Below are 23,291 nucleotides of genomic sequence, written 5' to 3' on the forward strand. Positions count from 1 at the left end.
GGGCCGCAGGTATCCTGTTATTTCCTGAACTGAACGTCACTTTTACGGGGTTTCCACGAGAATCAGTGCCGACCCGGTTGGATTTGTCCGCCATTGCTACAGCCTCATGTGTCGCGGAAATGGGCCGAACCCTTCAACGAATGAAGTGTTCCTGCTACAGATCCGAGCGCACGGCGGAGTGGAAAGCCGGGCGAGCGCTGGAGAGGTGCTCGCCTCACCGGAGGCATTGTGAACGGCCCTACGTACAAGGCGGAGATCTTCGACCGAATCGTGTTTTCGCGATGGGACAATCCGCCGACGAAGGAAGACATGACGCTGTTGTTCGCCCAGGTGCAGGAAGCGTCGGCGCGTCTCAACTCGAAGCTCATCTACATCGCGTCGGTGAGTGCGAAGTCGAAGGTTCCCGACGCGAATGATCGCAACATCCTCAACCAGTTCCTCCTGGATGGCCGTCGCACCTGGATGGAGCAGGCGTGGCTCATCTATGAGGGCTCCGACCTGCAGCACAACCTGCAGCGGGTCATCATCTCTGGCGTGCTCATCCTGACGCGCACCTTCGACAACTTCCTGTCGGTGGCGAAGTCGGGAGACTCCATCATCAAGGACGTCAGCGCGGTGTTGAAGAAGGACGCCACGCCGCTCTTCGCCATGGCGAAGGAGCGCGGCCTCCTCGTGAGCTGAGGGACGGCATCGGCGCCCGTCAGCGGGCGCCGATGATCTCCACCTCGTTCAGCACGACGTCTTCACGCTCGGGGAGGACACTCACCGAGTCCACATCGCGCAGCGGCGTCTGGAGCTGGCACTCCTCCCACGCGCCAGTGCCCTGGAACCGGCAGACGGTGGGGTTGACGAAGGAGAAGTCCTTCTCCGGATCCCTCAACCCCACGCCCTTCGGCGTCCGGACAATGGCCCTCACCGACCCCGGTCCGGTGGCGTGGATCCGCACGGCCACGAGCTGCTTCAGCGTGGGCGCATAGCCCGCGCGCAGCGCGCCGTCCGCCTCCCACCGCTCGCTCTTGGGCGCCTTGCCCACCGGAACTCCCGTCTTCACGTCCCGGTCAAACGCCTGGTGTCTGGGCTCGGTGCCCTCCAGGTGGTCCGGCTTGATGGCGCCCGATGTCCCCTCCAGCGGAGCGGCGGCCAGCGCGACCAGGGCGGGAGAGGGCGCTCCGAGGTTCGCGGCGGCGGCACGCAGCACCGCGTCATCCAGGTGTCCTTCCTGGGCGCAGCGTGGCGCCAGCGTTCCAACGAGCGCCAGCACCGGCGGCCGCACCGTGATGTCCGACTGCGCGGCGGGCGCGAGCCCCAACTGGACGAGCGAGGCACAGGCCGCCGCGGTGCCCGGCCCCGCATGGTCCAGGTTCCATTTCGCCAGGGCGGTGTCCGCCTGGGCATTCACGGCGGCTGACAACAGGGCCTGCCCAACGGCCTGGGCACAACTGTTCATGGCGGGCGGACACCGCTCACACAGCGTGCCCAACAGCCCTCGAAGCGGCGTGGCTTCTCCATTGGATAAGGGCGAGCGAACGTCGAGCGCGGCGCTGAGCTCGCATGCCCGGGGAGGGGGCAGCACACACGCCTCCAACCGCCGCTGGGCCTCCGCGACGACCTGGGCGTCCTGCGGCGTCCGGAGGGCGCCCTCGAGCGCCCGTTCCAGGGCGCGGCACTCGGGGCCCGAGGAGGCGGTGGCCCCAGGGGCCGACGGAGCGGGGGCCCCGGCCAGGCGCTCCGGCCGTGGGGCAGACGCTTCATCCTGGTGCGTCACACACCACAGGCGCCCGAAGGCGAGGAGTGCTACCAACATCAAGAGGAGGGTTCGGAGCGGGAAACGGCGCACGAGCAAACTCCTTGATTCCAACCGGGACCGGGGGTTATCAGCCCCACCGGGTTCCATCCTCAAAAATTACGGAGGCGTGCGTGGCTGAGACGTTCGACGTGGTGATCATCGGCTCGGGTCCTGGCGGCTACGTGGGAGCCATTCGCGCGGGTCAGCTCGGCCTGAAGACGGCCATCATCGAGAAGGACAAGCGGCTGGGCGGCACCTGCCTCCACCGCGGCTGCATCCCGACCAAGTCCCTGCTGTGGACCGCGGAGCTCTTCCACCACGTCCGCGAGGCGGCCGACTTCGGCATTGATGTGAGCAGCCCGACCATCAACTGGCCGAACGCGATGAAGCACAAGGACAAGATCGTCACCAAGGGTGCCAACGGCATCGACTTCTTGATGAAGAAGAACAAGGTGACGGTCATCAAGGGCCACGGCCGCATCGCGGGCAAGAACAAGGTCGAGGTCACCGCCGAGGACGGCTCCAAGCAGGTCCTGGACGCGAAGAACATCATCCTCGCCACGGGCTCGGTGCCCAAGTCCCTGCCCAACGTTCCGGTGGACCACAAGCGGGTCCTGAACAGCGACTCCATCCTGCAGATCGACCGCGTTCCCAAGAGCATCATCGTCCTGGGCGCCGGCGCGGTCGGCTGCGAGTTCGCCTCCGTGTTCAACCACGTGGGCAGCAAGACGGCCATCGTGGAGTACCTGCCCGCGCTGCTCCCCATCGAGGACGCGGACATCTCCAAGGAGCTGGAGAAGATCTTCAAGCGCCGCGGCATCGACGTGCACACCGGCTCCGCGGTGGAGAAGGTGGAGCACACGGCGGACGGCGTGCGCGTCACGATGAAGGTCGGCAACGAGACCAAGACGCTGGAGGCGGAGATCCTCCTGTCGGCGGTGGGCCGCTCGCCCGTCACCGAGGACGTCGGTCTGGACAAGACGAGCATCAAGGCCGAGCGCGGCTACATCAAGGTCGACTCGATGCTCCGCACCTCGGAGCCCAACGTGTACGCCGTGGGCGACATCATCCCCACGCCGATGCTGGCCCACATGGCGAGCGCGGAGTGCGTGGTGGCGGTGGAGCACATCGCGGGGAAGAACCCGCAGCCCATCAACTACGACCTGACCCCGTCGGCCACGTACTGCTACCCCGAGGTCGCCTCGGTGGGCCTGACGGAGAAGAAGGCCAAGGAGCGCGGTTACGACGTGAAGGTGGGCATCGCGCCCTTCGCGGCGGTGACCAAGTCGGCCATCTCCAACGAGTCCACGGGCATGGTGAAGATCGTCTCGGACAAGAAGTACGACGAGGTCCTGGGCGTGCACCTCATCGGCCCGCATGCCACGGAGCTCCTGGCCGAGGCGTGTGTCGCGCTGAAGCTGGAGATCACCACCGAGGAGCTGGCGAACACCGTCCACGCGCACCCGACGCTGTCGGAGATCATGCACGAGGGCGCCGAGGCCACGCTGGGCCACCCGCGTCACTTCTGAGCGACCGGCATCGCCCCTGAAGTCCCAGGGCCGTCCCGGTGCGCCGCGGACGGCCCTTTCATTTCCGGCCCCTCGCCGCCACGGCGAGGTGCCAGTCTCCTGGCTGGCAGGTGGCACGGGGCTTCCCGGGCTGCCCTGGGACGGTCGGGGCATTAGTACAGAGGCGACAACTGGCGGACGACTGGTGGATGCTGACGCCTCGCGTCAGTGGCTTCCGCTTGAACGTCCTCCGTCCAACCCATAGAAGGCCCGCGATCCATGGCGACTCCCGACCGGTTCCCTCTCCCCCAGGTGACTGAGACCACCCGCAAGCCGGAGTGGCTGAAGGTGCGGCTCCCGCACGGAGAAGGCTACGAGCGGGTCAAAGCCATCGTGAAGCGCACCAAGCTGGCCACGGTGTGCGAAGAGGCCCGCTGCCCGAACATCGCCGAGTGCTGGGGCGGTGGCACCGCCACGGTGATGCTCATGGGCGAGGTCTGCACGCGCGCGTGCCGCTTCTGCCACGTGAAGGTCGGCGCGCCGCCGCCGCTGGACCCGATGGAGCCCATCCATCTGGCCCAGGCGGTGAAGGAGATGGACCTGGAGTACATCGTCGTCACGTCCGTGAACCGGGATGACCGGCCGGACGGTGGCGCCAGCCACTTCGCGTCCGCCATCCGCGAGCTGCGCCGGGAGAGCCCGCGCACCATCGTCGAGGTCCTCATCCCGGACTTCAAGGGCGTGGAGAAGGATCTGACCACCGTCGCGGAGGCGAAGCCTCACGTGGTGGCGCACAACGTGGAGACGGTGGAGCGGCTGACGCCGACGGTGCGCGATCGCCGCGCCAAGTACCACCAGTCGCTGCGCGTGCTGGAGTACCTCAAGAACCGCCCCGAGGGCCTCTACACCAAGACGTCCGTCATGGTGGGCCTGGGGGAGACGGACGCGGAGCTGGAGCAGACGTTCAAGGACCTGCGCGACGTGGGCGTGGACGTCCTGACGCTGGGCCAGTACCTGCAGCCGTCGCAGTACCACCTGCGCGTGGAGCGCTTCGTCACGCCCGCGCAGTTCGAGGCGTACAAGAAGCTGGCCGAGTCCTACGGCTTCCTCTACGTGGCGTCCGGTCCGCTGGTGCGGTCCAGCTACCGGGCCGCGGAATTCTTCATGAAGGGCCTGATGGAGCGCGAGCGGCTGGAGCGGCTCGGCTGAGTCGCGGTGCTCCGATTCATGGCTTGACCTCACACCCCTGCTTTCTGGAAAGACGACTCCATGGCGATCTTCGAATTCAAGCTCCCCGACCTCGGTGAAGGCGTGATGGAGGGTGAGCTGGTGAAGTGGCACGTGAAGGCGGGCGACTCCATCAAGGAAGACCAGGTGCTCGCCGAGGTGATGACGGACAAGGCCACCGTCACCGTGCCCTCGCCCAAGGCGGGCCGGGTCGTGAAGACGCACGGCAACGAAGGCGACATGGCCAAGGTGCACCAGATCCTGGTCACCCTGGAGGTCGAGGGCGACGTGCCCGTGCAGGCGGGTGGCCATGGTGAGTCCGCGGCGGCGCCCGCGGCCCCGGTGGCGGCGGCCGCCGCGAGTGGCAATGGCTCGGGCGCTCCGGCCTCGGCGTCGAAGGTGCTGGCCACGCCGGTGACGCGGCGGATGGCGCGTGAGCACGGCCTGGACCTGGCGGCGATTCCGGGCACGGGCCCGCAGGGCCGCGTGACGAAGGCGGACGTGGTCGCGGCGCTGGAAGGCGGCGAGAAGAACGTGGTGGCGGCGGCTCCGGCCGCGCAGCAGACCCGGCCCGCGGCGCCTCCGGTCAGCTCGGGTGCCTCCGACGAGCGCATCGCGCTGCGCGGCCTGCGCAAGAAGATCGCGGAGAAGATGGTGCGCTCGAAGTTCACCGCGCCGCACTTCGCGTTCGTGGAGGAAGTGGACGCCACGGACCTGGTGGCGCTGCGTGCCCGGCTGAACGCGCAGCTCGCGGCGGCGGGGGACAGCACCAAGCTCAACTACCTGCCGTTCATCATCAAGGCGACGGTGGCGGCGCTGAAGAAGTTCCCGCACCTCAACGCGAACTTCGACGAGGCGTCGCAGGAGCTGGTGGTCCGCGGCGAGTACAACATCGGCATGGCCGCCGCGACGCCGGACGGCCTCACGGTCGCGGTGGTGAAGAACGCGGACCGCCTGACGCTGGGCGAGCTGGCCCGCGAGACGGCGCGTCTGGGCGCCGCCGCGCGTGACCGCAAGCTGAAGATGGAGGAGCTGACGGGGGGCACGTTCACCATCAGCTCGCTGGGGCAGAGCGGTGGCCTCTTCGCCACGCCCATCATCAACCACCCCGAGGTGGGCATCCTCGGCGTGCACCGCCTGAAGAAGCGCCCGGCGGTGGTGGGCGACCAGGTCGTGGTGCGCGACATGATGAACCTGTCGCTGTCGTGCGACCACCGCGTCATCGACGGCTCGGTCGCCGCGGACTTCACGTACGAGATCATCAAGTACCTGGAGAAGCCGGACCTGCTGTTCCTGGCCATGGCGTGAAGTGAGCGCCGTGTCCGTGCCATGCCCCAGAGGTGATGGGGCGTGGTGCCGGCCCTGGGAGCGCCTGGTTGTGGGGGCCCTGTACGAGGGCCGCGCGCCAGGGGCTCGGGCCGGTTAGTCTCCCTGGGTATGGCCGAGAACCCTCGCGAGCTGATCCGCGCCGCGCAGTCCGCCGAGACACAGGGGGACATGGCCCGTGCGGTGGAGTGCCTCCAGAAAGCGGCGGAGCTTTATCGCGATGCCGGCAACGTGCAGCGGGCGCTCCAGTTGCTGCGCCATGCGAGCCGGCTGGACGAGCGCCGGACGGACATCGCGGAAGAGGTGAACCGGCTGGAGTGGCTGCCGGGGGCGCTCCTCGCGAGGCCCCAGCCGGACGATGACGAGGACGCGGTGCTGGCATCCTCGCTGGAGCAGACCGTGGAAGGCGGGCTGATTCCGGAGGTCGTTCACCGGCAGCGGCTCCTCGAGGATGCCCTGCGCGAGGCGGTGCTGCACGCCAGCGAAGAGGCACCTCGTGACGCTGCCCAGTCGTGGGTCATCGACTCCGAAGTCACGGAGGACTTGCCGCGGCTCGATGCGCAGCTCGCGCATGTGGGGGGCGAGGACAGCGCTGCGTCGACCGAGGCTGCTCCGCGCGAGCAGGTCGCCACGGCACGTGACGGCGAGCGTTCTGAACCGCTCGATGTTCCGAACACCAGTGCCGTGGCTGGCGCCGAAGCCGCTTCGCACACGCAGGAGGAGGATCCTCGCGCTGCCCGTGTCTCAGGGGGCGCTGAAACGCAGGAAGGCTTCGCGGAACAGGGCGCTGCTCCAGAGTCGGCCCTTGAAGGGGCGTCCGACGCGGACCTGACTTCGGCGCCTCCTGTCCGGCGCCGCCGAGAGGCCCGGCTCATCGAACGCGGCCCCACGCGCGCGGACGCGGCACTCGACGCCTGGTGCTCCTTCTGCTGCCGCCCCCGCACCGACACAGGCGATCTGATCGCGGGGCCCGCGGGCGCCTTCATCTGCAAGAGCTGCCTGCTCGAATCCCAGTCCTTGCTCGGAGATGTCACACCCGTGCCTCCGCCGCCCGTCGCGCGGTCTGACAGGGCGGTGGAGCCCGTCGTGGGCCTCGTGGGGCAGCAGGCGGCTCAAGCGCTGCTCGCGCAATCGCTCCAGGGCCACGCGGGGTGCCTCCTCGTCGTCGGCCCGGAAGGCTGTGGCAAGAGCATCTGGTTCCAGCAGCTCCAACGCGAGGGCCAGGGCCTCATCACGTTGGTCGCGGACCTGGACGTGGCCAGCACGTCACGTCCCGTGCTCGTGGAGGACGTGGACCGGCTGAACGAGGCGTCGCTCGCGCTGCTGTGCGCTTTCCTCAAGCGGCCGCGGCACCACCGGCCCACTGTCATCCTCAGCGCGAGAGGGCGTGTCACGGAGCCTCGGGATTGGATGTTGCGCGGCGACGCGCGCAGCCTCCCCCTGTGGACCACGGTGTCCCTCCGTCAGGCCGTGCGGGACGCCGTCCCCACGTCCGTCCTGGAGCACGTCCAGGCTCTGCTGCCCGTGCACGCGCCCACCCAGGCTGACTACATCGAGATCGCCCGCCAGCGTCTGTCCCTGCGCGAGCCCACGGTCTCTCTCTCCGAGGACGTGCTCCGCGCCCTGGCGGCGGCGGCGGCGCGCTCGCCCCGAGCGGGCCATGAGCTGCACGCGCTCCTCAACCGGGTGCCCGCGGGAACGTGGGGATTGGAGCCGGCGGCTCCTCCCTCCGCCTCCCGGAAGGCACGAAGGAAACCCACGCGATGAACACCCTCACTGTCTACCGGCTGGGCCGAGTGGAGTACGAGGACGGCCTCCAACTGATGCACCTCTTCAGCGAGTCGCGCCGGCAGGGCCTGTCGGGCGACGTGCTCCTCCTGTTGGAGCATCCCGCCGTGCTCACCCTGGGCCGCGCCGCGAAGCGAGAGAACATCGTCGCCACGGACGCGCAGCTCGCGGACAAAGGCGTGGAGGTCTTCGAGACCAACCGCGGAGGCGACGTCACGTACCACGGTCCAGGTCAGCTCGTGGGCTACCCCATCTTCCTGCTGCCGGAGGACAGGCGGGACGTGCGCCGCTACGTGCGCGATGTGGAGCGCTCCATCATGCAGGTGCTGGAGCGGTGGGGCATCACGGCGGGGCCCATCCCCAAGTGGCCCGGCGTCTGGATTGGCGAGGAAGGGGCCCCGGACACGCGCAAGGTCGCCGCCATTGGCGTGCACCTGTCCCGCTGGCTCACCACGCACGGCTTCGCGCTCAACGTGAACACGAACATGGACCACTTCCAGTTCATCGTTCCCTGCGGCATCCGCGAGGCGGGCGTCACCTCCATGCAGCGTGAGCTGGGCCGCGCCCTGCCCATGGCGGAGGTGGAGGAGGCCGCGGCCAACAGCTTCTGCGCCGTGTTCGACAGCGAGCGCGTGGACGCGCCGCCGCCCCTGCGGACCGTGAGCATCGCGGTGGTGAAGGGGCATGGCCCCGAGGCGCGCGTGCTGCTCGTGCGCCGCCGGCCGGAGCGAGGCGGCTTCTGGCAGGTCCTCACGGGGCGGCTCGAAGCAGGAGAATCTCCCGCCCAGGCCGCGGCCCGCGAGCTGGAAGAGGAGACGGGCCTGCGCCTGCCGCTGGTGGACCTGGCCTACCGCCACGCCTTCGCGTTGGGCGAGGCCCTGCCGCCACAGCTCGTGGAGGAGAACGGATTCGCCGTGCACGTGCCGCCGGACGCGAACGTGCGCTTGAGCGCGGAGCACGACGCCTTCGAGTGGGTGGACGTGCCCACGGCCCTGGAGCGGCTGCCCTTCCGGGGCCTGCGCGAGACGGTGACTCGCGCGGTGGCGGGGAAGGGCCCTACAGCTTGATGACCAGCGACTCGCGGGCGGCGATGGCGTCGGGGCGGTGCTTGCGCACCTGACGCAGCAGCCGGTCCATGCCCGCGTCGTCGCGTGACGGGTCGTGGTGGAAGAGCACCAGCTTCTTCACCCCCGCCTCGTTCGCGGCCTGCACCGCGGCCTCCCAGGTGGAGTGGCCCCAGCCGGTGCGAGCCGGCCCCGTGCGGCCGTGGTACTCGTCCTCGGTGTACATGGCGTCGTAGATGAGGACGTCCGCGTCCTGGGCGAACGCGTAGAACGCGGCATCCATCTCCGTGCCGTGCTCCAGGTCCGTGGCGTACACCAGCGAACGGCCCTGGCACTCCACGCGGTAGCCCATGTTGCCGCCCGGGTGGTTCAGCTCGATGGTGCGCACCTGCGCGGGGCCCAGCGTGAGCGTCTGCGTGGCGGCCAGGTCCGTGTACGTGAGCTTCGCCCGGAACACGCCCTCGGCCGTCACCGGGAAGTAGGGCGGCATCATCTGCCCGCTGAGGAGCTGCTTCACCGACTGCCCGTTGCGCGCCGGCCCGTACACGTCCAGGGCGCTGGTGGGCAGGAACATGGGCCCGAAGAAGGGCAGCCCCTGCAGGTGGTCGTAGTGGTAGTGCGAGATGAAGATGGAGCCGCGAACCGGCTTCTTCTTCGCCACCAGCGCGTGGCCCAGCGAACGGGCCCCCGTTCCCAGGTCGAAGATGAGCAGCTCGTCCCCACAGCGCACTTCCACGCAGGGCGTGTTGCCGCCATAGCGCCGGGTGTTCGCCCCGGGCGCGGGGATGGAGCCTCGTACACCCCAGAACCGCACCTCGAAGGGGATGCGGGCCTGATTGCGCGCAACGGTATTGCGCCGCCGCTCAGGGGGCTTCTCAGCCTGCTTTGGCTTCCGTGTCGTCGTCCTCGGCGAAGAGCTCAATCAGGTGCCCCGTGCGCTCGCGCTTCGTCCTCAGGTAGTCGACGTTATGCGGATTGTGCTCGGTCCGGGAAGGGATTCGACGTCGAACCGGAATGCCTTCTTCGACCATGCCCGCGATCTTCAGCGGGTTGTTCGTCATCAGGTCCACCGAACGCACGTCCAGGCTGCGCAGCATCTCCGCCGCGATGTCGTAGGTGCGCAGGTCATCGGCGAACCCGAGCTGCCGGTTGGCCTCGTAGGTGTCCAGGCCCTTGGCCTGGAGCGCGTAGGCTTTGATCTTGTTCCCCAGCCCGATGCCGCGCCCCTCCTGCCGCAGGTACAGGACGACGCCTTCTCCCGCCTGGGTGATGAAGTCGAGCGAACGGTCCAACTGCTCCCGGCAGTCGCACTTCAGGCTGCCGAAGACCTCGCTGGTGAGGCACTCGGAGTGGATGCGGACCGGCACGCCCTCGCTCCCCGAAACGTCCCCCACGACGAGCGCCACGTGCTCCCGCCCGTTGCGCTTGTCCCGGAACACGATGGTCCGCAGGGTGCCACGCTCGGTCGGGATGTCCGCTTCCGAGAACCGCTCCAGGTGCTGCGTGGGCTTACGGTTGGGAAGGACCTGAGGTGAGCGAGTATCCGACATGTTGAATCATCTCCAGATGCGGGCCCCTGTTTGAGGTCCTCACGTTCTCAAGTCAAGGCGGGCCCGAACTTTCCGACACGGGCCCACCTGGCAGATGCCTCACGGCGTCCTTCGTTGCTCAGGCCACCCATGAGAGCGGAAGCAGTTCTACTGCGTCCCCCTCATCCAAGCTGCTCGCTTCCCGGGGGAAGTGCAGCAGATGGGTCGCCGCGGCGGCAGAGCGCAGAACACCGGACGTTTGCGTCGCCAGTGGACGGGCCCAGAGGCTGCCTTCTCTCCAAGCGGCCGTGACCCGCACGAAGTGTGACAGGCCGACGGGCTTCGACAGGCGGCCTTCCAGGCGTCCGGGGACCCGGCCGGGCGCCCTGGGGGCGTGGCCCAGGAGGCGGCGGAGGGCAGGGCGGACGAAGAGTTCGAAGGTCACCAGGGACGACGTCGGGTTGCCCGGGAGTCCGAAGAACAGGGTGGCACCGCGCCGGCCCACCACCAGTGGCTTGCCCGGCTTGATGGCGACGCGCCACAGGTGCTGCTCCACGCCCATCGCGGCCAGGACCTCCTTCACGTAGTCCCGCTCACCCACGGACACGCCGGCGCTGGTGATCACCACGTCGAACCCGTCCGCGCGGGACAGCGCCGCCCCCACGGAGTCCCGGGTGTCCCGGGCGATGCCCAGCAGCGTGGGGATGCCGCCCGCCCTCCGGACCGCCAGCGCCAGCGACGGGGCGTTGGTGTCCACGATGCGGCCTTGGGGCGGTTCATCCACGTGGCACAGCTCGTCCCCCGTGGAGAGGATGGCCACCCGGGGCGCGCGATGGACGGGGGCGCTCTGCCGCCCTTGGCCCCAGAGCAGCCCCAGCTCCGGGATGCCCAGCGGGGTGCCACCCTCCAGGAGCACCTGGCCCTCACGGGCATCCTCGCCCCGGGGCCGCACGAAGTGGCCAGGCGTCACCGCTTCCAGGATCTCCACCTGATCCGCGCCGTTGTTCCCGGCCGGCCGGGTCCGCTCCCGCATCACCACCGCGTCGGCGCCCTCGGGCAGGGGGGCCCCCGTCATGATGCGGGCGCACACGCCGGGCTCCAGGGCCCGGGCCGGGGTCGCCCCGGCGTACACGGTCTCCCCCACGGTGAGCCGGGTGGGCAGGGGACCGGTGAGATCGGCGCTGCGTACGGCGTAGCCGTCCATGGCCGAGTTGTCCCAGGGGGGAAGGGTCCGCTGCGCCGCCACGTCCTCGGCGAGCACCCGGCCCAGGGCATCGTCCAGCGCCAGCCACTCTGTGGGCAGGGGGGCGCACAGCGCGAGGATCCGCGAGCGGGCTTCTTCCTCCGGGAGCAAAGTGGCGGAGTCGTTCATGCCCGGCTTATAGCCATGCGCGGGCTCTGTGGCTTGGACCCTGTTCGCGAACAAAGTCCGTGGGATAATCAAGTGTTAGTTTGACAGCCTACCTGATCATCGTTACAAGCAACGTTGATCGCGAGGCTTGCCTGCCCTCCGGGGCAGGTTGCCAACCCGTTGAAAGGACACGGGAACTCTCAAGGAGACTGCGTCGATGGCCAAGCCCAAGTCTGGGGCCAAGAAGACGACTCCCGCTGGCAAGGCTGGCGCAAAGCCCGCTGCGAAGAAGGACTCCGCTGCCCGGCTGGACCTGATCAAGAACGCCTCAAAACGGGTGGCAAAGGCGGCGACGAAATTGGCGAAAGCGGCATCGGATGTTTCGAAGGGGGCCAAGGGCGCGGTGAAGAAGGCCGTGCAGGAGAAGGCCACCGCGAAGAAGGCCGCACCGGCGGGCAAGACGGCGTCCGCGGCCAAGGCGGCTCCGGCCGCGAAGGCCGCCGCGAAAGCCCCTCCGGCGAAGGCGCCTGCCGCCGCGAAGTCCGCAGCGGGTGGCAAGTCGGGCAAGGCGAGCGCTGCTCCCTCGATTCCCGTCGCGCCTCCCGTGGAGAAGCCGAGGCCTCGCGCCACCAAGCTTCCTCCGCCGGGCGAGCCCCTCACCAAGCGTGAGTTGGAGCAGCTCCTGACGGCGGGCGAAGGCTGCGGCGTCACGGGCGAGGGCAGCCTCAAGGGCCGCCTGGTGGTGACCAACGACATGCCGCACCTGGTGGTCGTGGGCCGTGACAAGCGCGAGCTGACCTTCCTCCTCCAGGGGCCGGATCAGGAAGTGCTCCCGGCCTATGTGGACCACAAGGTCTCGGTCGTCGGTCTCATCCGCAAGACGACCAACCACAGCGGCGTCATCGACGTGCGCAAGTACTCGGCCAAGAAGCCGGATGCCGAGGTCGTGGAGGCCACCCCCGTCGAGACGGAGGCGCGGCTGCGCTACCTGTCTCCCGGCGAGGTCTCCATGGTGACGGCGGCCGGCATGGGCGCGGGCATCAAGGGCTTCGCGGGCGTGCGCGGCAACCTGGAGATGATGGGCGAGGAGTACATCCTCGTCGTCTCCAACGGCGGCACGCGCCAGCAGGTGTCCTTCATCATCGAGGGCAAGGCCGCGGGCAAGTCGCTCCGCAAGCACGTGGGCTACACGCTCCAGGTGCAGGGCGTCGTCGACAAGACGTCGGGCTGGGGTGGCCGTATCTCGGCGGAGAACGTCGAGCCGCGCCCCTCCGAGACGCGCGCCGTGTCCCGCGACGAGATGGAGCTGGTGCACATCGAGGGAGAGGTCCCCACGTCCGTGGACGTGCGCCTCAACCACGGCCTCACCGTTCGCCTGCCCGAACAGCCTGGGTTCACCTGGGCCATCGAGCCGACCATGGCCAAGCGCGTGGGCCTGCGCGAAGCCAACTTCGAACCCGCCCCCGAGGACGGTCCCGGGACCCGCGAGTTCTTCTTCACGCCCCGCAACCCGGGCAGCTTCGAAATGGAGTTCTTCCTGGCCAAGGCGCTCTCGCCCGGGCTGGTGGATCGCTCCTTCAAAATCAACGTTACGGTCAAGCCCTGACGGTCGCCGCCCGGAGAAGGATCCGGGAGGCGGCCGGTCGCCGGGGGGTTCCCGTCCGGCTGCTTCGGGCTTACCCGTTCCCGTAGCGGCCGAGCCGCGACCCCACCGTGATTCTTTCTCCAGAAATCCTCAAGCAGCTCCTCGCTGAAGCAGACCACCCGCTGGGCATCAAAGAGCTTCTCCGGCTCGCGGGCCTGCACCCTGGGCAACAGACGGTGCTCAAGCGCATGTTGCGCGAGCTCGTCCGTCAGGGCGACATCCTCAAGGAAGGCAAGCGCTTCGTTCCCCGCATGCCCTCACGGCGTGAGCCTGATGCTCGCGCCCGGGAGCAGGGGGGCGCCCTCGCGTGGCGTCAGGCTGGCCCGGAGTCCCCGGGCCGGCGCCGGGAGGGTCCGCCTCAGGGCGGGGACTTCCGGAAGAAGGGACCGCATGCGGGCCCCGGTGGCTTCGCGGCGCGCCGCCAGGACGCGGGGGGGCGTGGCAAGGGCGCCGGGTGGCAGGGCCGGGACGCGGGGCGTGACCGCCACGCGGGCTCGAAGCACGGTGGCTTCCGCGGCGGCCAGGGCGAGGGCCCGTTCCGGCGCGGCCGGTTCGACGCGTCCGACGGGCAGGATCTGCTCGAGGGCATCCTTCACGTCCACCGGGATGGCTTTGGCTTCGTCCATCCGCTGGGCGGCGAGGGCGACAACGTCTTCCTGCCGCCGCACGAAGCGCAGCGGGCGCTCGACAATGACCGGGTGGTGGTGTCCGTTTCGGGCCGTCCGCCTCGCCTGGAAGGGCGACTGGTGCGGGTGGTGCAGCGTCGGCGTGAGCTGGCGGTGGGCACCTATGCGGTGAAGGGCCGCTACGCCATCGTGTACCCCACGGACACGAGCCTGCCGGGCCCCATTCGCGTTCCGCTGACGCAGATGGCGCGGGACGGAGACCTGGTGAAGGTCCAGTTGGGCATCGGTGCCCAGTTGTTGGATCCGGACCGGGGGCTGCACGGCGAGGTTGCGGGCTCTTTGGGCAAGCCCGGGTCGCCCGGCGCCGAGGTCCTGGGCGTCGCGTACTCGCAGGGGTTCTCCGACGAGTTCCCTCCCGAGGTCATGGTCGAGGCGGACCACTACGCCGTCACGGTGTCGGAGGCCGAGGCCCAGGGCGAGCACCGGAAGGACCTGCGCTCCCTGCCGCTCATCACCATCGACGGTGAGGATGCGCGCGACTTCGACGACGCCGTCTACGTGGAGGACCAGGCGGACGGTTGGCGGCTGGTGGTGGCCATCGCGGACGTGTCGCACTACGTCCGGGAAGACAGCGCGCTGAACACGGAGGCCCTGCGGCGCGCCACGTCCGTGTATCTGCCGGACCGGGTGCTGCCCATGTTGCCGGAGCGGCTGAGCAACGGCATCTGCTCCCTGCGCCCGGATGAAGACCGGCTGTGCATGGTGGCGGACATGACGTTCGACCGCCGGGGCCACCGGCGCACCTATGAACTGTACCCGGCGGTGATGCGCAGCGCGGCGCGGTGCACGTACAACGAGGTGCAGGACGTCCTCGACGGTCAGGACGTGCCGCACCGCAACGCGTTCAAGCCGCACTTCGAGCGGTTGATGTCGCTGGCCCGCGCGCTGATGAAGATGCGCAAGGAGCGCGGCGCCATCGACTTCGACCTGCCCGAGCACAAGGTGGTGCTGGGGGAGGACGGCCTCCCGCTGCGCATGGACAAGCGCGAGCGCAAGGACAGCCATCGGCTCATCGAGGAGTGCATGCTCGCCGCCAACGAGGCGGTCGCGCGGTTCTTCCAGGACGAAGGGCTGCCCACGGTGTACCGGTTCCATGGCGAGCCGGACCCGGAGAAGCTGGCCACCTTCGCCGGTCTCGCGGAGGCCTACGGCTTCAAGCTCCGCGTCGATGACGGCGTGTCGTCGAAGGAGCTGGACGCGTTCATCAGCCAGCTCCAGGGCCACCCGGAGCAGCGCGCGCTGAACCAACTGCTGCTGCGCTCCATGATGCAGGCCGTGTACACCGCGACGGACGTGGGCCACTACGGTCTGGCGGCGGAGTACTACCTGCACTTCACCTCGCCCATCCGGCGCTATCCGGACCTGCTGGTGCACCGGCTGCTCAAGGCGCACTGGGCGCGGCGGGGACGCAATCCGTCGCCGTCCATGCTGGAGCGTGAGGAGGAGCAGCTCGAGGACATGTCGGCGCAGTGCTCGGAGCGTGAGCGCGCGGCGATGCAGGTCGAGCGCGAGGTGGTGTCCTTCTACGCGTGCTTGATGATGAAGGACCGCGTGGGGGAGGAGTTCGCCGCCACGGTGGCCGCCATCACCGACTTTGGTTTCTTCGTCGAGCTGGACGAAGTGCATGTCGAGGGCCTGGTGAAGGCGGAGACGCTGGGGCCGGGCGCGAAGCTGGACAAGCTGACGCATTCGCTGGTGTACGCGAATGGCCGCCGCGTGCGTGTGGGGCAGAAGCTCCGCGTGCGCCTGACGTCCGTCAACGTGACGGCGAAGAAGATCGACTTCGAGGCGCTCCAGTTCGACGGCGAGGCGATGCTAAGCCGCGCGGAAGGAGCTGGGGCGCAGCCGCCGCGCCGTCGTCAGGCGTGGATGGCCGAAGCCCCCGCGCGTGGGGAGCGGGGAGGGCATCGCGAGCACGCTGGACGGCCGGGTCGCCGGGAGCGCGAGGCCGCCGCGAGCCGGAGCACGCAGGAGACTCACGCTGAGGTCTCGTCCAAGGGCCCGCGTGGGCGTTTCTCCCGCGAGGGGCGTCGGGAGGAGGCCGCGCCGCACCGGAAGGAGCCGCGTTTCCCGCCCCAGGCCGACGAGGCGCAGACGCCTCGGCCTTCCGAGGAGTCGCCGTGGGCCAAGCGCCGGACGTTCATCCGGCCGGAGCTGCCCGCGGAACAGGCACCTCCGGCTCCGGTCGATGTGCCCGCGGCGGCTCCTGCTCCGTGGGAGGCGCCGTCGACGGATGGTTCCTCGTCACCGCACCCCGGGTTCGACAGGCTTCGGGCGCTGGCCTCACAGCGGCACCGTGGGAGCGAAGGCCGAGGCGCGCCGCCGCATTCGAAGCCCGTCCAGAAGCCGCAGGGTGGGCAGGGGGCTCGGTTCCCCGCGCCGCGTCCCCGGGTGGAGACGGAGTCCGACAGGGTCTTCTCCATGGAGCCTCCAGCGGGCCTCTCGCCGGAGGTGCCCGTCGCTGAAGAGCGCCGTGGATTCGAAGGTCCGGCCGCAGTGCCTCCGTCGCGAGAGGTCGCGGAGGTGGGCTCGGAATCGAGGGCCCGCGTGGAACCGCGTGAGGCGGCAGCGGTGCCTGTGCCTGCCGAAACCGCGTCCACGGCCCCTGCGAACGCGTCCGAGGCCAAGGCGAAGACGGTTCCTGCTGAGGCGAAGCCGTCCACGGACAAGGTGCAGACGCCTCGGGCTGAGGTGACGCCGTTCGCGGCCAAACCCAAGAAGGCGACCCCCGCGGCGACGCAGCCCACGTCCGCTGCGAACCTGGGCAGGGCGGCGAAGGCTGCCGCTGCTGTGAAGCCGCCCATGGCCAAGGAACAGCCGCCTCGGGCTGAGGTGACGTCCTCCACGGCCAAGGGGAAGAAGGCGACCCCTGCGGCGACGCAGCCCACGTCCGTTGAGAACCTGAACAGGGCGATGAAGGCGGCCGCTGCGGCGACGCGGCCCACGGCCAAGGTGCAGACGCCTCGGGCTGAGGTGATGCCGTCCACGGCCAAGGCGAAGAAGGCGACCGCTGCGGCGAAGCAGTCCAATGCCGCAGAGAACAAGGCCAAGGCGAAGAAGGCGACCGCTGCGGCGAAGCCTCCCAAGGCCGCGGAGAACAGGGGCACCGCGAAGGCAAGGACGACTGCGGCCGCAGGAAAGCCGCCCTTGGCGACGCCATCCATGCCTTCGGGCAAGGCCAAGGCGACTTCCGCTGCGGCGAAGCTGCCCAAGTCCGTGGAGAAGACGTCCTCGGCCGCGGCGAAGCTGCCCAAGTCCGCGGCGAAGACGTCCTTGGCTACGACAAAGCCCTCCACGCGTCCTGCGAAGACTTCCTCGGCTGCGGCGAAGCTACCTAAGTCCGCAGCGAAGACGTCCTCGGCTGCGGCAAAGCCTGTCACGCGTCCTGCGAACACGTCCGTGGCCAAGGCGAAGAAGCCCGCCGCTGCGGCGAAGTCGACCTCGGCCAAGGCAAAGAAGGCCACTGCCGCGTCGAAGCCATCCAAGGCGCCTGCAGCGAAGAAGGCTGAGTCCGCGCGCGCGGCCACGAAGACACCGAAGACCGCAGCCGCGAAGAAGCGGTCTGCTCCGAGCAAGAAACGCTGAGTCCGACGGACGCCCCCACACGGGGGCTCTCGTCACCAGGAGGCAACGTGAGTGTCGTCCGGCTGCTGGGAGTCATGCTCGCCATCGCGGGTGCGGTGTTGCTCTGGTCTGGACTCAAGGCCCGGGACTCGCTCGCGGAGCGAGCCACGGAGCTCATCACGGGGCGGAACACGGACCAGACCACGCTGTACCTCGCGGGCGGCGGCGCGGCGCTCGTGGGAGGCCTCGTGATGGTGCTCGCGGGCGGGGGCAGGCGCCGTCGGCGCTGAGTAACGCACGGGTTACTCGAACCGCAGCGTCGAGCCGCCCGAGAGGTCCCGTTGAATCACCACCGGCGTACCGAAGATGGTGATGTTCGCGCCCCCGGATGCCTCGACACGCAAGGTGTCGACGACCTGCAGCTCCGTGCTGCCGCCCCCGCTGGACTCCAGGCGCGCGTCGTTGACCCGCAGGCCCGAGCCGTACAGCTTGCCGCCTCCCGACATCTCGCTGTCCAACGCCGCGACGTGTCCGGAGAGGGTGGTCTCCGCACCGCCGCTGGTCTCCAGCGTCATGCGCTCCACCGAGAGCCCCTCGGCCCGAACCCTGCCACCGCCGCTCGTGATGAGCTGGAAGGAGGGGGCCGCAATCGTCCCGCGCAGGTCCACGTTGCCGCCACCTGAGCGTTCAATGCCTCGCAGCATCGGCACCGTGACGCGGACGCGCAGCGGGTTCTTCGACTCCCATTGGCCCACGTCCTCCGAGAGGAATTGGACCCGCAACCGGCCACGGGAATGGACGTCGGTGCGCATGAGGGCCACCAGGTTGCTGTCGCCCTCCACGATGACTCGGTGGGGCTGCGCCGGGTCCACCTCGACGATGGCGGCGATGCCGTCACTCACATAGACCTCCTCGAACGAGGACGTCCGCCGCTCCTCTTCCACCAGGTCGCCATTGCCGTCGACGTACGGCCCGGCCGAACAGGCGCTGAGCGCCACCGTGAGCAATACGGTGCCGACCCAGGCCTCTGCCTTCGTGATGCGCATGCTGTCGCTCCCAGGGTTCCGGACGTCATCGACGTCGCGCAGCAGGTAACACCCTGGGAGGAAGCAACTGTCACCCGGCACCTGTAGAACGGGCGCCACCGCCGGAACGCAAAGGGCCCGGAACCGGCTCGCGGTCCCAGGCCCTCGCGGACTGGCTTGCAGGTGGAAGGGGACTACGGCGCGGGCGCCGCCGCCTTCGCGGCCTTCTGGGCCTCACTGAACTTCTTCGTCATCTCGCCGAACTGCACCTGGTACTCGTCCATGCGCTTCTGGTGCTCCTCGGCGCGCGCGTTGGCCTCGGCGACGATGGCCTTGTCCTTCGCGTTCTCCGTCGCCTCGGACAGCGCCATCTCCTTCTGCTGCCGCTCGAACTCCATCAGGCGGCCCATTACCACGCGCTTGTTGAGGTACGTGTTGGCCGAGTTCGGGTTGAGGGCGATGACCTGGTCGTAATAGCCGAGCGACTTGTCCAGGGCCTCCTTGATGATGGGCGCACCCATGGAGCGGGCGCCGCCGCGCTGCGCGTAGATCTCCGCGATCCACCCCAGGGACGCCTCGTCCTTCGGCTCGAGCTTCAGGGCCTCGTTGAAGTATTTCTCGGCCTCTTCGGTCGTGCCGCCCGTCATGTACATGCTGGCCAGCGTCCGGTAGATCTCGGCCTTCTCGGCGGGCGCCGTCTTGAACTCACCCATCTTGAGCACGGACTCGGCGGCCTCGTTCATCTGCCCGATCTGCATGTGGGCGAAGGCCTTCTTCTCCCAGACCTTCTCCTGCTTCGGGTCGGCCTGGAGCGACAGGGCGTAGGCCGCGATGGCCTCCTTGTACTCCTTCTTGCTGAGGTGGTCGCTGCCGGTGACCCGGTGCTTCTTCGCGGTGTCATCCTCGGCCTTACAGCCGACGACGGTGCCACCCAGCGCGAGCGCTCCGACCAGCAGTCCGACTTTTCCCAGGCGCTTCATATGTGTGCCTCTCAAGATTTTTGGAGGGCCCGCCCTCACGGGTCCTGATTTTGCCGGGAGCATACCCGAAGTCGCGTCACGGGGCCGTTGCCGGATGGCCTGTCCCCCGGAGGGCAGGCGGGCCTGACACGGGATGTCCCGGTGCGTCATGCCGTCAGCACGAGCTTGACGATCTCCGGCGGGCTGCCGACCCGCATGGGCGGGCCCCAGAAGCCGCAGCCCCGGCTGACGTAGATGTTCGAGTCCCCATGTGCGTACAGCCCGGCGGAGTGCTCCCAGGCGAGTCCGATGAGGAACGTCATGGGCACCAACTGTCCACCGTGGGTGTGCCCGGAAATCTGGAGGTCCATGCCGCGCTCGGCGGCGACCTTGAAGTTCGCGGGCTGGTGCGCGAGCAGCACCGCGGCGCGGTCGGGATCCCGGCCCGCGAGCGCCTGGTCCAAGTCGTAGCCCTTCTTGTTGCGCCGCCGGCCCCCGCTCCAGTCGTCCACGCCCACCAGGTCGAGCGAGGCCCCCGCGTCACCGATGCGCACGTGTCGGTTGCGCAGCACCTCGATGCCGAGCGACTCCAGGAACGCCGACCACTCCTCGTCCCCCGAGTAGTAGTCGTGATTGCCGGTGACGAAGTAGCTGCCATAGCGGGACTTCAGCGCCGCGAGCGCGGCGACGTGGCCGCCCAGCGAGGGCACGTCGCCATCCACCAGGTCTCCGGTGATGGCGAACAGGTCGGGGCGGAGCGCGTTGGCCTGTTGGACGAGCGCGTCCATGTAGCGGCGCTGGATGAAGTGGCCCACGTGGATGTCGGTGAGCTGCACGATGCTCAATCCGTCCAGCGCCTTGGGGAGCTTGGGAATCTTCACCGCCAGCTCGGTGACGATGGGCGGCGAGAAGGCACGCCAGCTTCCGTAGGCGGCCAGACCTCCACCGGCCACGAAGGCACCGCCTGCCACGGCCTGACCCAGGAAGCGCCGCCGTTCCTCGTCGACGTGCGGCGCGAGCGGGGCCTCGGCTTCACGGGGCGTGGGTTCGGGCAGGGGCCGGCGCCGCAGCCGCTGGACGAGGGCCATGAGCGCGCGTCCCGCGTCCGTCAGCACCAGCGCGATGACGAGGCACAGCGCCACGCCCATCCAGGTGTACATCGCCATGGAGAGCGGGCCCTCGGCGCCCTCGGGGAGCAGGTCCACCACGGTGCGCCGGTTCCCCAGCACGCCCGTCATCACCACCAGTACGCCCATGGCCAGCAGGCGAGCCAGGCGGCCATGCACGAGCTGCCGGACGAGCCGCCGGTACAGGTACAGGTGGCCCAGCACCGCGCCGAGCCCGATGAGCATTGAAAAGGAGAAGAGTCGCAACGGAGTGGAGGTCGGTGGGAGTGGCGAGAGAGGCGCCAGGGTACCACGCCACGGACGAGGCTCGGCACGTCACACGGGCGCGACGGACGGCCGCTCTCACCTCCGGCCGTGGTATCCGGACGCGTTGGCCCCTCCCTGGGGCCATGGATGGGAACAGCCGGCGGCAAGGAGCGCGGACATGGACAAGGTCATCGTCATCACGGGCGCGAGCGGTGGAATCGGCGCGGAGCTGGCGCGGCAGGCAGGTCGGCAGGGCGCCCGGCTGGTGCTGGCCGCGCGCCGGAAGGCGGAGCTGGAGGCCGTGGCGGCGCAATGCGGAAGCGAAGCGCTGGCGGTGGTCACCGATGCGACCCGTCGAGACGAAATGGAGCGGCTGCGTGACGCGGCGCTCGCGCGCTTTGGCCGTATCGACGTGTGGGTGAACAACGCGGGCCGAGGCATCACCCGTTCCGTGGCGGAGCTCACGGACGCGGACCTCGAGGCCATGTGGCGTGACAACGTGAACACCGCGCTCTACGGCATGCAGGCGGTGCTGCCGCACTTCCAGGCACGCGACGCCGGGCAGATCGTCAACGTCTCCAGCACGCTAGGGCGGCTGCCCATGGTTCCGCACCGGTCCGCGTACAGCGCGGCGAAGCACGCGCTCAACGCGCTCAGCGCGTGTCTGCGTCAGGACCTGCGTGAGACGCACCCAGGCATCACCGTCACGGTGGTGATGCCGGGCGTGGTCGCCACGGCCTTTGGCGACAATGCGCTGGGTGGGGGCCCCGACTCCCGCACGTTGCCGGGGGCGCAGCGCGTCGAGGACGCCGCGAAGGTCATCCTCGACGTCATCGAACACCCGCGCGCGGAGGTCTACACGCAGGCTTCGACGCAGGCCCAGGTCGAGCGGTACTACCGCGACGTGGGCGATTTCGAGCAGGGTGCTCGTTAGCCGCGGACCTCAGCGGATGCAGAGGTAGTCGAAGTTCTGGGGCGTGACGTTCGTGAGGAGGCCCGAGTTGCAGTAGGCCAGGGCGTAGTCGTAGCGCACGGTCTTGGCGGCGCGCCGCTCGACGCAGAAGCCCGTGCCCACGCCACAACGCCAGGCATCGCGGTACTCGATGTCGTAGCTGTTGCCGTCGAATGTGTTGTTGCAGATGCCCCAGGCAGGGGCCTGGACCCGGCGGGTACAGGAGGCGTTCTGCCAGATGCGGGTCAAGGGGTCCGCGAAGATGGTCGTGGGACAGGGGATCCAGGGGAGGACGGCTTCACCCGTGGGGCAAAGCTTGAACATGAGGGGCCACTCCTTCCAGGGATGGCGGGTGACCGTGAAGTACGTCGTATCCCCCGTCAGTTCATCCTTGGTCACATACTGCGCGGTGCCGGTGCGCTGGGCCTTGAGCTGCGAAAGGACGATCTGCTCCGCGGTGTCCATCACGTGAAGGACGCCCGCCTCGCGGTCGAGCGCGCCGATGAGGTCCTCCAACTTGCGAGGGGGCTCGTTCTCCACCGCGTCCGCATCGAGGGCCGCCGTTTCCTCCATGACTTCAGGCTGCAGCTCCTCCACCGGACCACCGCAGGCGGTTCCCAATCCCAGGGCCGCCACGACGGCCAGGACACTTCGTGCGATTCGGGTCTGCGCAATCATCAGACGTCTCCAATTGCTGGCAAAAGAATGGACGAGCGATGAAGTCGGTCGAGGTGCGCGTCCGGCGTCTGCAATTGAGGGGCCTGGATTGATAGGGATTTCTGCCCGAGGGGAAGCTGCATGGGCAGACAGCATGGGTGTTGCGTTTTACGTTACTGCGAGGGCATGGCGTGACGGGGAAGGTCACAACCCGGGCGGCCCCGCTGCGGGGAACATGCCTGTCACGAGCGCGTCAGGCATGCGTCCCCGGGGGACCTGCGCTCAGGTGCGGGCTTCGCGTCCCGTTGACGCACCCGCGCTCTTCAAGTCCTCCAGGATGGCCTTGCTGAAGTCTTCCAGGTCATCCGGCTTGCGGCTGGTGATCCAATTGGCGTCGCGGACCACGGACGCGTCCCTCACCCGGACGTTGGGAATCATCTTCAGGTCCTGCTGAATCGTGGTCCACGCGGTGAGCGTCCGCCCGTCCACGATGCCCGCGGAGATGAAGAGCTGCGGCCCGTGACACACGGCGGCGATGAGCTTGCCGCGGTCATCGAACTCCTTCACGAACCGGATGAAGCGCTCGTCGGCCCGGAGGTTGTCGGGAGAGTGGCCTCCGGGGATGAGCAGCATGTCGAAGTCCTTCACGTCGACCTCGTCGATGCCGCGCTCCAGCCGGAACTTCTCCTTGCCTCGTTTGCCCTCGACCGAGTCGCCCGCCTTCTTGCCGATGAGCACCACCTCATGGCCGGCACCGCGCAGTTGGTCATAGGGCACGCGGAGCTCCGAGTCCTCGAAGCCGTCACCCACGATGCAAGCAACCCGCTTTCCATCCGCCATGTCGTCCCTCC

The 23,291-nt window shown here is 68.9% G+C and carries 19 protein-coding genes; 10 read left to right on the forward strand and 9 right to left on the reverse strand.

Translation table 11 applies throughout. The features are described 5' to 3' along the window. The first annotated feature begins 309 nt into the window (after positions 1-309). Entirely contained in the window at positions 310-681 is a 372-nt protein-coding gene (locus tag A176_RS12905) for a DofB protein (protein ID WP_201960807.1), read from the forward strand. A 19-nt stretch (positions 682-700) separates the two neighbouring features. On the opposite strand, the gene A176_RS12910 is transcribed toward A176_RS12905, so the two are convergent. Then, complete coding sequence (locus A176_RS12910; protein WP_226994296.1) at positions 701-1,837, reverse strand: hypothetical protein; 1,137 nt, start codon at positions 1,835-1,837, stop codon at positions 701-703. An 80-nt stretch (positions 1,838-1,917) separates the two neighbouring features. Here A176_RS12910 and lpdA point away from each other — a divergent pair, with 80 nt between their 5' ends. The 5 genes from lpdA to lipB all read left to right on the forward strand — a co-directional run bounded on the left by lpdA (position 1,918) and on the right by lipB (position 8,702). Then, on the forward strand, positions 1,918-3,315 hold the full coding sequence (gene lpdA / locus A176_RS12915) for a dihydrolipoyl dehydrogenase (protein ID WP_002638515.1): 1,398 nt from the start codon (positions 1,918-1,920) through the stop codon (positions 3,313-3,315). A 258-nt stretch (positions 3,316-3,573) separates the two neighbouring features. After that, complete coding sequence (gene lipA / locus A176_RS12920) at positions 3,574-4,503, forward strand: lipoyl synthase (RefSeq protein ID WP_044889111.1); 930 nt, start codon at positions 3,574-3,576, stop codon at positions 4,501-4,503. Between the two features lie 60 nt (positions 4,504-4,563). Beyond that, positions 4,564-5,829: a dihydrolipoamide acetyltransferase family protein gene (locus A176_RS12925; protein ID WP_002638512.1), complete on the forward strand. Its 1,266-nt coding sequence runs from the start codon at positions 4,564-4,566 to the stop codon at positions 5,827-5,829. Positions 5,830-5,958: 129 nt separating this feature from the next. Further along, complete coding sequence (locus A176_RS12930) at positions 5,959-7,614, forward strand: ClpX C4-type zinc finger protein (protein ID WP_002638511.1); 1,656 nt, start codon at positions 5,959-5,961, stop codon at positions 7,612-7,614. After that, positions 7,611-8,702: a lipoyl(octanoyl) transferase LipB gene (gene lipB / locus A176_RS12935; RefSeq protein WP_002638510.1), complete on the forward strand. Its 1,092-nt coding sequence runs from the start codon at positions 7,611-7,613 to the stop codon at positions 8,700-8,702. The genes A176_RS12930 and lipB overlap by 4 nt, the downstream gene beginning before the upstream one ends. Here lipB and A176_RS12940 read toward each other — a convergent pair. The 3 genes from A176_RS12940 to A176_RS12950 form a co-directional block, all read right to left on the reverse strand. After that, positions 8,692-9,525 (reverse strand): MBL fold metallo-hydrolase, encoded by an 834-nt coding sequence (locus A176_RS12940; protein WP_044889224.1) that lies wholly within the window; start codon positions 9,523-9,525, stop codon positions 8,692-8,694. The genes lipB and A176_RS12940 overlap by 11 nt on opposite strands. Before the next feature lie 49 nt (positions 9,526-9,574). Next, complete coding sequence (ribA, locus tag A176_RS12945; protein ID WP_044889112.1) at positions 9,575-10,249, reverse strand: GTP cyclohydrolase II; 675 nt, start codon at positions 10,247-10,249, stop codon at positions 9,575-9,577. A 118-nt stretch (positions 10,250-10,367) separates the two neighbouring features. Next, entirely contained in the window at positions 10,368-11,600 is a 1,233-nt protein-coding gene (locus tag A176_RS12950; protein ID WP_021780922.1) for a molybdopterin molybdotransferase MoeA, read from the reverse strand. A 196-nt stretch (positions 11,601-11,796) separates the two neighbouring features. Between A176_RS12950 and A176_RS12955 the strand changes: the two genes are divergently transcribed. The 3 genes from A176_RS12955 to A176_RS12965 all read left to right on the forward strand — a co-directional run bounded on the left by A176_RS12955 (position 11,797) and on the right by A176_RS12965 (position 17,764). Continuing rightward, a complete protein-coding gene (locus A176_RS12955; RefSeq protein ID WP_002638506.1) occupies positions 11,797-13,185 on the forward strand; it encodes a protease inhibitor I42 family protein in 1,389 nt (462 codons plus the stop codon). A 107-nt stretch (positions 13,186-13,292) separates the two neighbouring features. After that, a complete protein-coding gene (gene rnr / locus A176_RS12960; protein WP_002638505.1) occupies positions 13,293-17,495 on the forward strand; it encodes a ribonuclease R in 4,203 nt (1,400 codons plus the stop codon). Between the two features lie 47 nt (positions 17,496-17,542). Beyond that, on the forward strand, positions 17,543-17,764 hold the full coding sequence (locus A176_RS12965) for a DUF3185 family protein (protein ID WP_002638504.1): 222 nt from the start codon (positions 17,543-17,545) through the stop codon (positions 17,762-17,764). A 12-nt stretch (positions 17,765-17,776) separates the two neighbouring features. Here the strand turns inward: A176_RS12965 and A176_RS12970 are convergent, their stop codons facing one another. The 3 genes from A176_RS12970 to A176_RS12980 form a co-directional block, all read right to left on the reverse strand. Then, positions 17,777-18,520 carry a head GIN domain-containing protein gene (locus A176_RS12970; protein WP_002638503.1) on the reverse strand — a complete coding sequence of 248 codons (744 nt, stop codon included), beginning with the start codon at positions 18,518-18,520 and terminating at the stop codon, positions 17,777-17,779. Between the two features lie 173 nt (positions 18,521-18,693). After that, positions 18,694-19,479 (reverse strand): tetratricopeptide repeat protein, encoded by a 786-nt coding sequence (locus tag A176_RS12975; RefSeq protein ID WP_002638502.1) that lies wholly within the window; start codon positions 19,477-19,479, stop codon positions 18,694-18,696. 146 nt (positions 19,480-19,625) lie between these two features. Then, the gene (locus A176_RS12980; RefSeq protein ID WP_002638501.1) at positions 19,626-20,810 is read right to left on the reverse strand and encodes a metallophosphoesterase; all 1,185 of its coding nucleotides are present in this window, start codon (positions 20,808-20,810) and stop codon (positions 19,626-19,628) included. A 199-nt stretch (positions 20,811-21,009) separates the two neighbouring features. Here A176_RS12980 and A176_RS12985 point away from each other — a divergent pair, with 199 nt between their 5' ends. Beyond that, entirely contained in the window at positions 21,010-21,765 is a 756-nt protein-coding gene (locus A176_RS12985; protein ID WP_002638500.1) for an SDR family oxidoreductase, read from the forward strand. Positions 21,766-21,774: 9 nt separating this feature from the next. Here the strand turns inward: A176_RS12985 and A176_RS12990 are convergent, their stop codons facing one another. After that, complete coding sequence (locus tag A176_RS12990) at positions 21,775-22,461, reverse strand: hypothetical protein (RefSeq protein WP_002638499.1); 687 nt, start codon at positions 22,459-22,461, stop codon at positions 21,775-21,777. A 261-nt stretch (positions 22,462-22,722) separates the two neighbouring features. Beyond that, positions 22,723-23,280 (reverse strand): type 1 glutamine amidotransferase domain-containing protein, encoded by a 558-nt coding sequence (locus tag A176_RS12995; protein WP_002638498.1) that lies wholly within the window; start codon positions 23,278-23,280, stop codon positions 22,723-22,725. Positions 23,281-23,291: the final 11 nt, after the last annotated feature.

Source organism: Myxococcus hansupus, assembly GCF_000280925.3.
Classification (GTDB): domain Bacteria; phylum Myxococcota; class Myxococcia; order Myxococcales; family Myxococcaceae; genus Myxococcus; species Myxococcus hansupus.

Bases quoted from the DNA above. Each gene is read 5' to 3' on its own strand.
- A176_RS12995 (WP_002638498.1), bottom strand. From the start codon at position 23,280: ATGGCGGATGGAAAGCGGGTTGCTTGCATCGTGGGTGACGGCTTCGAG.
- A176_RS12980 (WP_002638501.1), bottom strand. From the start codon at position 20,810: ATGCTCATCGGGCTCGGCGCGGTGCTGGGCCACCTGTACCTGTACCGG.
- A176_RS12955 (WP_002638506.1), top strand. From the start codon at position 11,797: ATGGCCAAGCCCAAGTCTGGGGCCAAGAAGACGACTCCCGCTGGCAAG.
- A176_RS12925 (WP_002638512.1), top strand. From the start codon at position 4,564: ATGGCGATCTTCGAATTCAAGCTCCCCGACCTCGGTGAAGGCGTGATG.
- A176_RS12985 (WP_002638500.1), top strand. From the start codon at position 21,010: ATGGACAAGGTCATCGTCATCACGGGCGCGAGCGGTGGAATCGGCGCG.
- A176_RS12975 (WP_002638502.1), bottom strand. From the start codon at position 19,479: ATGAAGCGCCTGGGAAAAGTCGGACTGCTGGTCGGAGCGCTCGCGCTG.
- A176_RS12950 (WP_021780922.1), bottom strand. From the start codon at position 11,600: ATGAACGACTCCGCCACTTTGCTCCCGGAGGAAGAAGCCCGCTCGCGG.
- lipB (WP_002638510.1), top strand. From the start codon at position 7,611: ATGAACACCCTCACTGTCTACCGGCTGGGCCGAGTGGAGTACGAGGAC.
- A176_RS12970 (WP_002638503.1), bottom strand. From the start codon at position 18,520: ATGCGCATCACGAAGGCAGAGGCCTGGGTCGGCACCGTATTGCTCACG.
- A176_RS12990 (WP_002638499.1), bottom strand. From the start codon at position 22,461: ATGATTGCGCAGACCCGAATCGCACGAAGTGTCCTGGCCGTCGTGGCG.
- A176_RS12930 (WP_002638511.1), top strand. From the start codon at position 5,959: ATGGCCGAGAACCCTCGCGAGCTGATCCGCGCCGCGCAGTCCGCCGAG.
- A176_RS12905 (WP_201960807.1), top strand. From the start codon at position 310: ATGACGCTGTTGTTCGCCCAGGTGCAGGAAGCGTCGGCGCGTCTCAAC.
- lipA (WP_044889111.1), top strand. From the start codon at position 3,574: ATGGCGACTCCCGACCGGTTCCCTCTCCCCCAGGTGACTGAGACCACC.
- ribA (WP_044889112.1), bottom strand. From the start codon at position 10,249: ATGTCGGATACTCGCTCACCTCAGGTCCTTCCCAACCGTAAGCCCACG.